The sequence below is a fragment of the Amycolatopsis sp. NBRC 101858 genome (assembly GCF_030269325.1).
In the GTDB taxonomy this organism is placed as follows: Bacteria; Actinomycetota; Actinomycetes; order Mycobacteriales; family Pseudonocardiaceae; genus Amycolatopsis; species Amycolatopsis ponsaeliensis.
Map to the genome: position 1 here is coordinate 136547 of NZ_BSTD01000008.1, position 13079 is coordinate 149625.

The 13079-nt window shown below is 70.3% G+C and carries 14 protein-coding genes; 10 read left to right on the forward strand and 4 right to left on the reverse strand.

The annotated features are described in order from the left end of the window. Nucleotides 1–124 precede the first annotated feature (124 nt). On the forward strand, nt 125–1522 hold the full coding sequence (locus QSK39_RS47735) for an alpha/beta fold hydrolase (protein ID WP_285484483.1): 1398 nt from the start codon (nt 125–127) through the stop codon (nt 1520–1522). Nucleotide 1523: 1 nt separating this feature from the next. On the opposite strand, the gene ybiA is transcribed toward QSK39_RS47735, so the two are convergent. Both ybiA and ilvA read right to left on the reverse strand, forming a co-directional pair. Continuing rightward, nucleotides 1524–2090 (reverse strand): riboflavin biosynthesis intermediates N-glycosidase, encoded by a 567-nt coding sequence (gene ybiA, locus QSK39_RS47740; RefSeq protein WP_285484484.1) that lies wholly within the window; start codon nt 2088–2090, stop codon nt 1524–1526. Between the two features lie 20 nt (nt 2091–2110). Beyond that, nucleotides 2111–3367: a threonine ammonia-lyase IlvA gene (gene ilvA, locus QSK39_RS47745; RefSeq protein WP_285484485.1), complete on the reverse strand. Its 1257-nt coding sequence runs from the start codon at nt 3365–3367 to the stop codon at nt 2111–2113. Nucleotides 3368–3455: 88 nt separating this feature from the next. Here ilvA and QSK39_RS47750 point away from each other — a divergent pair, with 88 nt between their 5' ends. Continuing rightward, nucleotides 3456–3947 (forward strand): SigE family RNA polymerase sigma factor, encoded by a 492-nt coding sequence (locus tag QSK39_RS47750; protein ID WP_285484486.1) that lies wholly within the window; start codon nt 3456–3458, stop codon nt 3945–3947. Further along, nucleotides 3944–4927, forward strand: a complete 984-nt coding sequence (locus QSK39_RS47755) for a hypothetical protein (protein ID WP_285484487.1) — start codon at nt 3944–3946, stop codon at nt 4925–4927. The genes QSK39_RS47750 and QSK39_RS47755 overlap by 4 nt, the downstream gene beginning before the upstream one ends. Here the strand turns inward: QSK39_RS47755 and QSK39_RS47760 are convergent, their stop codons facing one another. Beyond that, the gene (locus QSK39_RS47760) at nt 4928–6352 is read right to left on the reverse strand and encodes a short-chain fatty acyl-CoA regulator family protein (RefSeq protein WP_285484488.1); all 1425 of its coding nucleotides are present in this window, start codon (nt 6350–6352) and stop codon (nt 4928–4930) included. Between the two features lie 228 nt (nt 6353–6580). Here QSK39_RS47760 and aceA point away from each other — a divergent pair, with 228 nt between their 5' ends. From aceA to QSK39_RS47780, 4 genes are all read left to right on the forward strand, one after another. Beyond that, nucleotides 6581–7861 (forward strand): isocitrate lyase, encoded by a 1281-nt coding sequence (gene aceA, locus QSK39_RS47765; RefSeq protein WP_284743188.1) that lies wholly within the window; start codon nt 6581–6583, stop codon nt 7859–7861. 94 nt (nt 7862–7955) lie between these two features. Further along, the gene (gene aceB, locus QSK39_RS47770; RefSeq protein ID WP_285484489.1) at nt 7956–9563 is read left to right on the forward strand and encodes a malate synthase A; all 1608 of its coding nucleotides are present in this window, start codon (nt 7956–7958) and stop codon (nt 9561–9563) included. Nucleotides 9564–9752: 189 nt separating this feature from the next. Continuing rightward, the gene (locus tag QSK39_RS47775) at nt 9753–10244 is read left to right on the forward strand and encodes a SigE family RNA polymerase sigma factor (RefSeq protein ID WP_285484490.1); all 492 of its coding nucleotides are present in this window, start codon (nt 9753–9755) and stop codon (nt 10242–10244) included. A gap of 10 nt (nt 10245–10254) precedes the next feature. After that, a complete protein-coding gene (locus tag QSK39_RS47780; RefSeq protein WP_285484491.1) occupies nt 10255–11103 on the forward strand; it encodes a hypothetical protein in 849 nt (282 codons plus the stop codon). Here QSK39_RS47780 and QSK39_RS47785 read toward each other — a convergent pair. Then, nucleotides 11094–11627 carry a TetR/AcrR family transcriptional regulator gene (locus tag QSK39_RS47785; RefSeq protein WP_285484492.1) on the reverse strand — a complete coding sequence of 178 codons (534 nt, stop codon included), beginning with the start codon at nt 11625–11627 and terminating at the stop codon, nt 11094–11096. The genes QSK39_RS47780 and QSK39_RS47785 overlap by 10 nt on opposite strands. A gap of 81 nt (nt 11628–11708) precedes the next feature. Between QSK39_RS47785 and QSK39_RS47790 the strand changes: the two genes are divergently transcribed. From QSK39_RS47790 to QSK39_RS47800, 3 genes are read left to right on the forward strand one after another with little or no spacing between them, the layout of a single operon-like run. Continuing rightward, entirely contained in the window at nt 11709–12167 is a 459-nt protein-coding gene (locus QSK39_RS47790) for a nuclear transport factor 2 family protein (RefSeq protein WP_285484493.1), read from the forward strand. A 57-nt stretch (nt 12168–12224) separates the two neighbouring features. Then, complete coding sequence (locus QSK39_RS47795) at nt 12225–12878, forward strand: class I SAM-dependent methyltransferase (protein ID WP_285484494.1); 654 nt, start codon at nt 12225–12227, stop codon at nt 12876–12878. Continuing rightward, the gene (locus QSK39_RS47800) at nt 12875–13003 is read left to right on the forward strand and encodes a hypothetical protein (RefSeq protein ID WP_285484495.1); all 129 of its coding nucleotides are present in this window, start codon (nt 12875–12877) and stop codon (nt 13001–13003) included. The genes QSK39_RS47795 and QSK39_RS47800 overlap by 4 nt, the downstream gene beginning before the upstream one ends. The last annotated feature ends 76 nt before the right edge of the window (nt 13004–13079 follow it).

A 13079-nucleotide genomic window follows, 5' to 3' on the forward strand; every position in this document is an offset into this window, starting at 1 on the left:
GCCGCCGCGGCCCGCCCGTCGCGGTGGTCTGAAAGTTGACCATCGTCTCGTCCCCGGCCGTTCGGCGGTGATCATCGGCTGATCGGCCGATCTCCCGCGTCCGCGCTCCCGGCAGCCTGGGCCCATGTCGATCACCCGGTTCGCCATCCCCATGCTCGCCGCCGCGGCGCTCGTTCCCGCCGTCCCCGCGGTCGCCGCCGCGGACGGCGTCTCCTGGCAGCTCTGCTCCGCCGTCGCGAAAGGCTGGGATTCCGGCGATCAGCGCAGCGAGTGCACGCTGGTCCCGGTCCCGCTCGACTACGCCGACCCCGATGGTCCGAAAATCGACATCGCCGTGAGCCGGATCAAGGCGACCGGCGCGAAGACCGGTGCCGTCCTGCTGAATCCGGGTGGTCCCGGTCAGTCCGGCTTGACCATGCCGCGCAGCATCGCCGACAGTCACGCCGGTGGCATCGGTGTTCATCACGACCTCGTCGGGTTCGACCCGCGGGGCGTCGGGTACAGCGCCGACCTGCCGTGCGCGGTCGATTTCCCGGAGCCCGATCTCGGCGTCCCCGACAAGGAGAAGGCCCGCGAAGCCGCGGAGCGCACGGCCGCCGCGAACCGCGAGTGCGTTGCCGCGCATCCCGCCTTTGTCCGAAACCTGACCACGCCGACCATCGCCCGCGACCTGGACCGGATCCGGCAAGCCCTCGGCGAGGACAAGATCGGCTACTACGGCGTCTCCTGGGGCACCGCGCTCGGCGCGCAGTACCGGTCGCTCTTCGACGACCACGTCGACAAGATGCTGCTCGACTCCGTCATGGCGCCGGACCTGAATGTCACCGAAATGGACGACGCCCAGGCGACCGCCGGCGAGAACACCTTCCACGAGTTCGCGTCCTGGATTGCCCGCTACGACGTCGTCTACCACTTCGGGAGCACCGAGCCCGTAGTCGCGGAGGCCCTCCTCGACCTGCGGGCGAAGTTCGGTGCGACCGTGAACGGCATGCTCGCCAACCCACGCCGCGAGTGGGCCGGCCTGGCGAAGCAGCTCGCGGCTATCCGGGACGGCCGCGCGCCGGTTGTCGGAAAAACGACCACGGGATTCGGCTGGGACGGCGAGCCGCAGGCGTTCAACCACTTCCAGCAGACGGCCCTGCTCTGCAACGAGTCGCCGAGCCCCCGCGACTTCGACACCGTCTGGCAGCACCGCCTCGACCGCATGAAGCGCCTGCCGGTCGCGGGCGGCTACGGCCTCTACGAACAGCTCTGCGTCGGCTGGCCGCTGGACGCGCGGCCGTGGTCGTTCGCGAAAGGACAAAGCCCGCTGCAGCTCGTCGGCCACGTCTACGAGCCGGTCACGCCCATCGGCTGGGCGCTCGAGATGCAGCGCAAGATCGGCGGCACGCTGATGACCGTCGAGGACGACGCCCACGGATCGCTGTCGTCACTGCCGTGCGCCGAAGCCGTTGTCACTTTCTTCGACACAGGTCAGACGACGTCCGAGGCGTGCCCCGGCGCACCGACGCCCAAGCCGTGAATCAGCGGGCGCGCAGCTGCTCGCGGACCTCCATCAGCGCGAAGCCGAGCAGGTTCAGCCCGCGCCAGTAGTCCGGCTTGGCCGCGTTCTTCTCCTCGCGCGCGAGGCCGGTGCCCCACACGAGGTCCTTCTTCGACGCCTCGACGAGCACCGCCTCGCCGGTCCCGAGCAGGAACCGGCGCAGGTCGCGGTGGGCCCGGAACTTGGCCAGGTTGCCGTCGACGACGATGTCGAACCGGTGCCGCTCCCAAGTGGCGGCGTCGAACCCGGCGACCTCGCGGCCGAGCACCTTCGCCGCCTTCGGCTCGGGCGTCTCCCGGATCAGCGCGGCCTTTTCGTGGTCACCGAACAGCGCGGCCTTGCCGGCCATCATGTAGTGCTCGGCGGTCGGATAGACGACGCCGTCGGCCTCGAACGGGTCGGCCCACCACTGGCTCAGGCAGCTCGCCGTCACCCGCCCGGACTTCGTGGGCGTGTGCCCGTAGAACAGCAGGTATTCGGGCTCCGCACCCTCGTGGACCTTTTCGCGCAACGCCTCGACACTGCGGACCCCGTCGACCTTCACCATCCGCCTAGTGGACCACGCCCTCAGAGCAGGAAGTGGAACAGGGGGCTGCCCGGCTCGATCCGTTCCACCTGTAGCGGGCTCGCGTCCATCCGCGCCAGCAGGCCCGGGAGGTCGGACGACCGGGCGATTTCGACGCCGACCAGCGCAGGGCCCATCTCGCGGTTGGTGCGCTTGACGTACTCGAAGCGGGTGATGTCGTCCTCGGGCCCGAGGACCTGCTCGAGGAACCGCCGCAGCGCGCCCGGCTCCTGCGGGAACCCGACGAGGAAGTAGTGCTTCAGCCCTTCGTGCATCAGCGAGCGTTCGAGGATCTCGCTGTAGCGGCTGACGTCGTTGTTGCCGCCGGAGACCACGATGACGACGGTCTGCCCCGGCTCCACTTGGACCACCGAGCCGAGCGAGGCCGCGGCCAGCGCGCCCGCGGGCTCGGCGATGATCCCGTCGGACTGGTACATCGCCAGCATCTCGGTGCAGATGGCACCCTCGGCGACCGAGGTCAGCTCGGCGCCGCTCTCGCGGATCAAGGGGTAGGTGACGTTGCCGGCGATGCGCACGGCGGCGCCGTCGACGAACGAGTCGAGCTCCGGCAGCCGCACCGGCTCCCCGGCGGCAAGGGCGGCCGCCATGCACGCCGCCCCCGCGGGTTCGACGCCGACGACCCGGACGTCCGGGTGCCGCTCCCGCAGCCAGCTGCCGACTCCGGCGAGCAGCCCGCCGCCGCCGACCGGCACGACCACGACGTCCGGCACGAAGCCGAGTTGCTCGATGACCTCCAAGGCGACCGTGCCCTGGCCGGCGACGGTGCGGACGTCGTCGAACGCCGGCACGAGCGTCGCCCCGGTGCGCTGCGCGTCCTCGTTGGCCGCGGCGAAGGCGTCTTCGTACGTTTCGCCGACAACGATGACCTCGATGTGCGCGCCGCCGAGCGTCGCGATGCGTTCGCGCTTCTGCCGCGGCGTGGTGCCCGGGACGTACACGCGGCCGTTCGCGCCGAGCCGGCGGCACGCGTACGCGACGCCCTGGGCGTGGTTGCCGGCGCTGGCGCAGACGACGCCCAAGGCACGCGTCGAGTCGTCCAGCTGGACAATGAAGTTGTAGGCGCCGCGGATCTTGTACGACCGGACGGTCTGCAGGTCTTCGCGCTTCACCCAGACCTGGGCGTCCACCCGGGACGACAGCCGCGCGCTCGGCTCCAGCGGGGTCCGGGTCACCACCCCGGCCAGCCGCTCGGCCGCCTTTTCGATGGTCGCCGCGGTCACCGTGTCGATGTCATGCACCTCGATGAATCTACGACTCGGGCGTCCCGGGCAACCGCGCGGGCCTCCGGGCGCATCAAAGGGGTGACGAACAGGACAGGGGGCGCCGGTGAACGACTTCACCGAGTACGTGACGGCACGAGCCGGCTGGCTGCGCAAGGTCGCGTACCTGCTCTGCGGCGACTGGCACCGGGCGGACGACCTGGTCCAGACGGCGATCACCCGGCTCTACGCGAACTGGTCGCGGGCCGCCCGGGCGGACAACCTGGACGGGTACGCCCGCCGGACGCTGGTCAACGCGTTCCTCGCCGAGCAGCGGCAGTCGTGGTGGCGGCGGGTGGATTTGCGCGGAATCGACCACGACCCGCCTCCGGCGCCCGGCCCGGACGTCGACTCGGCGCTCGACCTGCGCGCCGCGCTGGACAGGCTGCCCGCGCGTCAGCGGGCGACCGTCGTCCTGCGCTACTTCGGTGACCTGCCGGTCGCCGAAACCGCCCGTGCCCTCGGGTGCTCCGAAGGCACAGTCAAGAGCCAGACCGCGAAGGCCGTGGAGACGCTCCGCGAGCTGCTGGGCGAGCCGATTGCGGAGGGACGAGCATGACCGACACCGAGCTGTCCACGATGCTGAAGGAACTGGCCGACAAGCCCGCGCCGCCGCCCCGGATCGACGTCGACCGCGCGCGCCGGATCGGGGGACGCCGTCGTCGCGCGCGGACCACGGCCCTCGTCCTGGGATGCGCCGCTGTCGTGACGGCCGCGGGCCTGACGGCCGTGTCGGTGTTCCGGCCCACGCCACCGCCCGCGCCGGCGGCCGTCCTGCCCAAGCCCGCCCCTCTCGCCCCGGCGCCCACCGACGACCCGCTGGTGACGAAGGCGAGCTTCGGCTGGCTGCCCGAGCCGATCACGGGCATCGAGTACGGCCGCGGCGGCCACGGCGACTACGCGCTGGCCATCGGCCGCGGCGACCTGCCGCCGATGATCTGGCTCGCGGTGTACGACCAGGAACCGCCGTTGGACCGCCGGCACGACATGGGCGGGCGGGCGGTGCGCGTTCCGGTCCGGGTCGGTGACCGCGACGGTTACTGGGTCACGACCGATGCGGGGGACCCGCTGAACCAGGGCAACAGCTACCTGCGCTGGCCGACCGCGGACGGCCGCTGGGCCGAGCTGAACGCGTACTACCTCGCCCTTCCCGACCTGCAGCAGGTCTTGCTGCGGGTCGCCGGGGAGGTCACGTTCGCGAACCGGCCGGTGCCGCTGCCGCTGCACATCGACAGCCTGCCGGGGACCTTCCGGGTCGCCGACATCTCCCTGTGGCGCCGCCCCGACAGCGACGGCGTCCCGTGGCGGGCGGTGCTGCAGTACTCGTCGAACGGCGCGCTGGCGACGATCACGGTCTCGCTCCCCGGCGGCCAGGCGGACGGCCTCGGCAAGCCGGTCTGCGCGACGAAGAACGGGCTCAAGGCTTGCGTCGCGATCGACCACCCGCAGGCCGCGGGCGTCGACAGCCAGGCGCTGCTCGACCGCATCACGCTGCTCGGCCCGGACGAGTCGAAGTGGACCACGCACGTGATCGGGTGATCAGCCCTTCGGCACCGCCGGGTAGGGGACGAAGGTGCTGGTGTTCTCGTCGACGGTGAGCTGCTTGCCGATCGTCGGGAACGCGCGTTGCGAGCACGCCGGCCGTTCGCAGACTTTGCAGCCCATCCCGATCGGCGTCGCCGCGGCGGGCTCGTCCAGATCGAGGCCGGTCGAATAGACGAGCCGCCCGGCGTGCCGCAGTTCGCAGCCCAAGCCCACCGTGAACGTCTTGCCCGGGCTGCCATACCCGCCGATGTTGCGGGACACCGTGCGCGCGACCCAGAAGTAGCTCTTCCCGTCGGGCAGGGTCGCGATCTGGGTGAGGATCTTCCCCGGCTGGGTGAACGCCTCGTAGATGTTCCACAGGGGACAGGCGCCACCCACCCGGGAGAAGTGGAAGCCGGCCGCGGACTGGCGCTTCGACATGTTCCCCGCCCGGTCCACCCGCACGAAGGAGAACGGCACCCCGCGCTGCTTGGGACGTTGCAAAGTGGACAGCCGGTGGCACACGGTCTCGAAGCCGACGCCGTAGTGGTCGCACAGCCGCTCGATGTCGTAGCGGAACCGCTCGGCCGCGGCCAGGAACGGTCCATAGGGGAGGATCAGCGCCCCCGCGAAGTAGTTCGCCAGGCCGACCCGCGCCAGCGAACGCGCCGCCGGCCCGGAGAACGCCCACGAGTCGGCCAGCTCGGTGATCAGGTCGTCGTACTCGAGCAGCGCGATCTGCGAAGCCATGCGAAACGCCTGCTGCCCGACGCGCAGGCTCGGCGCCAGGCGCAGCACGCGCGTCACGGGCTCGTAGAGGTGCTGCTGACCGGCGGATTCGTCGATCCCGTCGTTGGTCACTTCGACGCCATAGCGCTGCCAGAGCCGTTCCTTCAGCGCGCCGAGCACCTGGCCGCGCTGCAGCGGGATGTCGGCCGCCATCTTCTCGGCGCGTTCGTCCAGTTCGGCGACATAGTTCTCGCGCTCGTAGAAGAAGTCGCGGACCTCCTCGTGCGGCAGCGCCGCCGCCGCGCTGCCGTGCATGCCCAGGCCGTTTTCCGTGGTCAGTGCGGCGGTGCTCTCGACGGCGTTGCGGTAGCTGCGGTGCAGCTTGACCAGCGCCTGGGCGATCGCCGGCAGGTTCGACGCCAGTTCGTTGAGCTCGCTGGTCGTCACGTCGATGCCGAGGACCTCGTCGAGCAGGGCTTCCTTGACGTCGGCGACCAGCCGGGACGTGTCGTTGTTCGCGAAGAACTCGGTGTCCACCCCGAACGCCTGCGTGATCCGCAGCAGCACCGGGACGGTCAGCGGACGCGAGTTGTGCTCGATCTGGTTGAGGTAGCTGGGTGAGATCTCCAGCACACGAGCGAGGTCGGCCTGGCTCATCGACCGGCTTTCACGCAGATGCCGCAACCTCGCTCCGGCGAAAGTCTTCTCCATTCGAGCCGTCCTCTCCGGAAGGTTTCCGGTCCTGAACGGTTACGTGAACGGTCAAGAACGCGGATTTTCGGTGCGGTTGCGAAACGGCTATTCGCAACCTTTGCAAGCAGCCTACGTACCCTTCGCACAAATTGGCAACTTGGACAGCTGGACCCGATTTTCCCAGCCGTGCGAGGGTCGGATCAGGCAAGGCGAGCAATCGCAAACTTCGCAACACCGGGAGATCCGATGACGGAACAGGCCAAGCAGGCGGCCGCGGAGCTGGCGGCGCAGTGGGCGAACGACCCCCGCTGGGCGGGCGTGCAGCGCTCCTACTCGGCTGAGGACGTCGTCAAGCTGCGCGGCAGCGTGGTCGAGGAGCACACGCTGGCCCGCCGCGGCGCGGAGAAGCTGTGGGACCTCCTGCACACCGAGGACTACATCCACGCGCTCGGCGCCCTGACCGGCAACCAGGCCGTCCAGCAGGTCCGCGCGGGCCTGCAGGCCATCTACCTGTCCGGCTGGCAGGTCGCGGCCGACGCCAACTTGTCCGGCCAGACCTACCCGGACCAGAGCCTCTACCCGGCCAACTCGGTGCCGGCCGTGGTCCGCCGCATCAACAACGCGCTGGGCCGCGCCGACCAGATCAACTGGGCCGAGGGCAACACCGACATCGACTGGTTCGCGCCGATCGTCGCCGACGCGGAGGCCGGCTTCGGTGGCCCGCTCAACGCGTTCGAGCTGATGAAGGGCATGATCGCGGCCGGCGCCGCGGGTGTGCACTGGGAAGACCAGCTCGCGTCCGAGAAGAAGTGCGGCCACCTCGGCGGCAAGGTCCTCATCCCGACCAAGCAGCACGAGCGCACGCTGAACGCCGCCCGTCTCGCCGCGGACGTGCTGAACGTGCCGTCGCTGATCGTCGCCCGCACCGACGCGCAGGCCGCGACGCTGCTGACCAGCGACGTCGACGAGCGCGACCAGCAGTTCCTCACCGGCGGCCGTACCGCCGAGGGCTTCTACGAGGTCACCAACGGCATCCAGCCGTGCATCGAGCGCGGCCTGGCCTACGCCCAGTACGCCGACCTGCTCTGGATGGAGACCTCGGAGCCGGACCTCGAGGTGGCGCGCAAGTACGCCGAGGCCATCAAGGCGAAGTTCCCGGACCAGATGCTGGCCTACAACTGCTCGCCGTCGTTCAACTGGAAGAAGCACCTGGACGACGCGACGATCGCGAAGTTCCAGCGCGAGCTCGGCCACATGGGCTACAAGTTCCAGTTCATCACGCTGGCCGGCTTCCACGCGCTGAACTACTCGATGTTCGACCTGGCGCACGGTTACGCCCGCGAGGGCATGACCGCCTACGTCGACCTGCAGGAGCGCGAGTTCGCTTCGGAGAGCCGCGGCTACACCGCCACCAAGCACCAGCGCGAGGTCGGCACCGGCTACTTCGACAACGTCGCGACGGCGCTGAACCCGGAGAGCTCGACCACGGCGCTCAAGGGCTCCACCGAAGAAGCCCAGTTCCACTGATCCCGGCCGCGGCCTGACGGCGCACCCCCCTCCGTCGTCAGGCCGCGTCCCTCCCCTTCTTTCCTTCCCTGCCCACAGCTCGCGGAGGCACCCCATGGTTGATCGGCTGAACTACCGCATCGAGGTCACCGGCGAGGTCGACGGCCGGTTCGCGGAGATCCTGACCCCGGCGGCACTCGACTTCCTGGCCAAGCTGGACAACACGTTCGCCGGACGCCGGCGCGAGCTGCTCGACGCCCGCCGCGTGCGGCGCGAGGAACTGCAGTCCGGTGAGAAGCCGCTCGGCTTCCTGCCCGAAACGCGCCGGATCCGCGACGACGAGTCGTGGCAGGTCGCCCCGACCGCGCCCGGCCTGGAGGACCGCCGCGTCGAGATCACCGGCCCGACCGACCGCAAGATGACGGTCAACGCGCTCAACTCCGGCGCGAAGGTGTGGCTGGCGGACTTCGAGGACGCGACGTCGCCGACGTGGCACAACGTCATCGACGGCCAGCTCAACCTCTTCGACGCGATCCGCCGCAACATCGACTTCACGACCGAGGCCGGCAAGCAGTACACGATCGGCGACGAGCCCGCGACGATCGTCGCGCGCCCCCGTGGCTGGCACCTGGTGGAGAAGCACATCCGCATCGACGGCCGTCCGGTCTCGGCGAGCCTGGTCGACTTCGGCCTGTTCTTCTTCCACAACGCCCGCCAGCTGCTCGCTCGCGGCGTCGGCCCGTACTTCTACCTGCCGAAGCTGGAGAACCACCTCGAAGCGCGGCTGTGGAACGACGTCTTCCTGCTGGCGCAGCGCGAGCTCGGCATCCCGCGCGGCACGATCCGCGCGACCGTGCTGATCGAGACGATCACCGCCGCGTTCGAGATGGACGAGATCCTCTACGAGCTGCGCGAGCACGCGGCGGGTCTCAACGCCGGCCGCTGGGACTACATCTTCAGCCTGATCAAGAACTTCGCCGCGCACGGCGCCGACTTCGTGCTGCCGGACCGTGCTCAGGTCACGATGACCGTGCCGTTCATGCGTGCCTACACCGAACTGCTGGTGAGCACCTGCCACAAGCGCGGCGCGCACGCCATCGGCGGCATGGCCGCGTTCATCCCGAGCAAGGACCCGGAGATCAACGCGACCGCGGCCGAGAAGGTCCGCGCCGACAAGGAACGCGAGGCCGGCGACGGTTTCGACGGCTCGTGGGTCGCTCACCCGGGCCTGGTCCCGATCTGCCGCGAGGTCTTCGACGGCGTGCTCGGCGGCTGGCCCAACCAGCTCGGCAAGCTGCGCGACGACGTCCACGTCACCGCCGAGGACCTGCTCGACGTGGCCAGTGCCGGCGGCGAGGTCACCGAAGCGGGCGTGCGCGCGAACATCAACGTCGCGCTGCGCTACGTCGACGCGTGGCTGCGCGGCACCGGCGCGGCGGCGATCCACAACCTGATGGAGGACGCGGCCACGGCGGAGATCGCGCGCTGCCAGGTCTGGCAGTGGATCCGCAACGGCACGAAGCTCGAGGACGGCACGGCGCTGACCCGCGAGCTGGCGGTCGAGTACCTGGACGAAGAGCTCGCGTCGGTGCAGGCGGAGCTGGGCACCGGTAACCGCCTCGACGACGCGTACGAGATCTTCACCGAAACCGCGCTGGGCGAAAAGCTGCCGAGCTTCCTCACCACGGGCGCCTACGCGCGGTACCTCACAGACGCCCGGTAGCAGGGCCCCGGTTGCCCCTACCTGACGAGGGGCAACCGGATCCACACTGATTGGGATGGTGTGGTCCGGAACTGGTCCGGCGACGGTGGCTCCCCGTCGCCGGGCCAGTTTCGTTTTTGTCGTTCTCCGAGCAACCCCGGCGCCCGCGAACCCCGTTTGAGACGGTGTGAGGGCGACGAGGAGGACCACGTGAGACGGCCGGAAGAGGCAGGATTCCGCGACTACGTCACGGCGAGGATGGACGTCCTGCGCCGGACGGCCTACCTGCTGTGCCGCGACTGGCACCTCGCGGACGACCTGGTGTCGATCACCATCGGCAAGCTGTACCGGCACTGGCCGCGGGCTCGGCGGATGGATCACGTCGACGCCTACGTGCGCCGGATCCTGGTGCGGACGTGGCTCGACGAGAAAGCCCGGGCGTGGCGGCGCGAGGAACCGGCGGAGACGCTGCCGGAGCTGGTCGTGCCACCCAGCGACGACGTCGTCGAGCGACTCGGTCTCCTCGAGCTGCTCGACGTGCTGCCGCCGCGGCGCCGGGCCGCGGTGGTGCTGCGGTACTACTGCGACCTTTCCGTCGAGGAGACCGCCGAGATCCTCGAGTGTTCTCCCGGAACCGTGAAGAGCCAGACCGCGCGCGGGCTCGACTCGCTGCGCGCGCTCGTCGCCGCGAGCCAGAGCTGAAGGAGGGGCCATGAGCAAGGAACAGTTCGACGCGGCGATCGGCGCGGTGCCGGTGTCCACGGTGGATCTCGACGCGGTGCTGAACCGCGAACGCCGTCGCGCGCGGGTGGCGCCGTGGACAGCCGCCGGCGCGGGCGTCGCAGCCGTGGTCGTCGTCGCGACAACCGTGTTCACGCCCGGCGAACCCGGGCCGGCGAGGGTGGTGCCCGCGAGCCCACCGTCGGCGTCATCCGACCCGTGCGCCGTGTCTCCCTACCCGCCGCAGACGGGGCCGCCGGCGCCGGAGACCGCCGACGTCGCGGCGCACCGGCTCAGCGGCGTGCTGACCGCCGCCGTCCAGCAGCGGGTCGCGGCCGGGACGAAGCTCCAGCCGCACGCCGACGGCGAGTACCCGAAGGGGAAGCAGCACGGGCCGCTGACCTTCTTCCACGTGTTCTCCGCGCGAGTGGCGTCCGGAAGCACGTGCGGCGGCGGCGAGGACTACTTCATGGCCGCGGCGACGACGGCCGGCAAGGCGGGCAAGGGCAACGTCTGGGCGATCGTCACCCGGCTCGGCGGCAACGCCACGCCGGCCACCGAGTGCAACCCGCCGCCCGAAGGCGCGCAGGGCACGTGCGACCGGACGTCCGGGCCGCACGGCGAGCAGATTGTCGCGCTGACGTTCGCCCTTCCCCAGGACGCGACCGTCAACCAGGTCAACGTCACCAAGCCCGACGGCACCGGCGTCATCATCGAGGCGGAGAACGTCGCGGACAGTGCGAAGCAGCGCCACGACGTCCCGCCGGACATGCCGCCGCCGCTGACTCTCGCCCAGCTGAAGGCGATCGCGCTGGACCCGAAGCTGACGCTCTACCCCTGAGCGGCCAGAAGGACCTTTGCGGCTTCGCGGGCCGTGCTCGCTTCGCTCGGATCTCCGGTGATCGCGGCGAGCACGGTCGCGCCTTCGACGAGCGAGAACAGCTGGTCGGCAGTGGTTTGGTCCGAAACGAGACCACGCAGGTAGGCGCGGACGAGATCCTTGTGCTCGCGGATCGCGGCAGCGACGCCCGGCGCCGGTTCGCCGAACTCGCCGAACGAGTTGACGAACGCGCAGCCGCGGAAGCCGGGTTCGGAAAACCAGTCCCGCAGCCAGCCGAACACGGCCAGCGGGTCATCGCCGCGGGCGTGGACGAATTTGCGCAACGACGCTCGCCACCGCTCGTCCCGGCGTCGGAGATAGGCCTCGACCAGGTCGTTCTTCGCGGGGAAGGTCTGGTAGAGCCGCTTGAGCGAGACGCCCGAGCGCGCGCGGACGGCGTCCATTCCGACCGCCTGGACGCCGTGGGCGTAGAAGAGCTCCTCGGCGGCTTCCAGGAGCCGGTCGGTCGCCTCCGTGGGAGTCATGTCACCTGCCTCTGGTGCGGAGAATGAGCGTTCTCTAGGCTACCGGAGAACGCCCGTTCTCCACCGGTGAAGGAGAGACTCATGACCCCGCGTCCGCCGTTCCCGCCGTTCGACGAGGACACCGCCCGCCAGAAGGTCCAGGCCGCCGAGGACGCCTGGAACACGCGCGACCCCGAGCGCGTCTCGCTGGCCTACACGGAGGATTCCGTCTGGCGCAATCGCGACCAGCACGTCGTGGGACGCGCGGAGATCGTCAGGTTCCTGACAGCGAAGTGGGAGCGCGAGCTGGACTACGCGTTGCGCAAGGAGCTGTGGGGCTTCCGCGGCAACCGCATCGGCGTCCGGTTCCAGTACGAATCCCGCAACGCCGAGGGCCAGTGGTTCCGCAGCTACGGCAACGAGCTGTGGGAGTTCAGCGACGAAGGCCTGATGCGTCGGCGGGAGGCAAGCATCAACGACGTGCCGATCGAGTCGTCGGATCGCCGGATCTTCGGTCCGCGCCCGGAGTCCGAGCACGGCGTCCTGCTGCCGATCTTCTGAGTCCGCTTCACGCGTAATCGCTCCTGGCCGGGCCCCGCCATGGGCATGCTCGGGCGCATGACGGCACCGGCGTTCGGCGGCGAAGTGAGCGAGTACTACCAGCGGTACCGCCGCGGCTACCCACCCGCGGTGGGGGAGGCGCTGACTGCGGCGTTCACGCTGACAAGCGAGGACGTCGTGCTCGACCTCGGCTGCGGCACCGGCCAGCTCACCCGGGTCCTGGCGCCCCGCGTGGGCGCGGTGCTGGGCATGGACCCGGAGCCCGCGATGCTCGGCCAAGCCCGCAAGGCGGGTTCGCCGCCGAACGTGAGCTGGCTCCTGGGCGCGGACTCCGACGTCGGCGCGCTGTCCCCGGCTCTCGGCGCGGGCCGGCTGGGCGCGGTGACGGTGGCGCAGGCGTTGCACTGGATGGACCACGCCCGGCTGTTCGCGGCGGTGCGTCCGCTGTTGCGCCCGGGCGGCGGTGTCGCGGTGGTGACCAACGGCGAGCCGCTGTGGCTGCAGGACGCGGCGTGGTCGGTGGCGTTGCGCGAGGTGGTCTCGTCGTATTTGGGGACACCGCTGCACAGCACGTGCGGCACGGACGAGACGAGCCAGACGCGCTATGCCGACGCCCTCTCGGCGGCGGGGTACGCGGTAGCTGCCCAGGTCGTCGCGTATGACGCGACGCTGAGTGTCGAGGAGATCGTCGGTGGTCTTTTTCGGCCATGAGCCCGGCGCAGCTGCCGGCGGCCGAGGCGCGGCCGGCCTTCACCGAAAGCGTCCGGGAGGCGGTGGCCCCGCACGGACCACTGCGGGAACGGGTCCGGGTGCGCATCCTGACCGGGACCCGCTGACCGGTCACGGAAGGCGAATGGGTACCGGCCCGTAGTGTTCCGCTTATTGTTTCCCCGGGAACCGGCGCGGATGCTC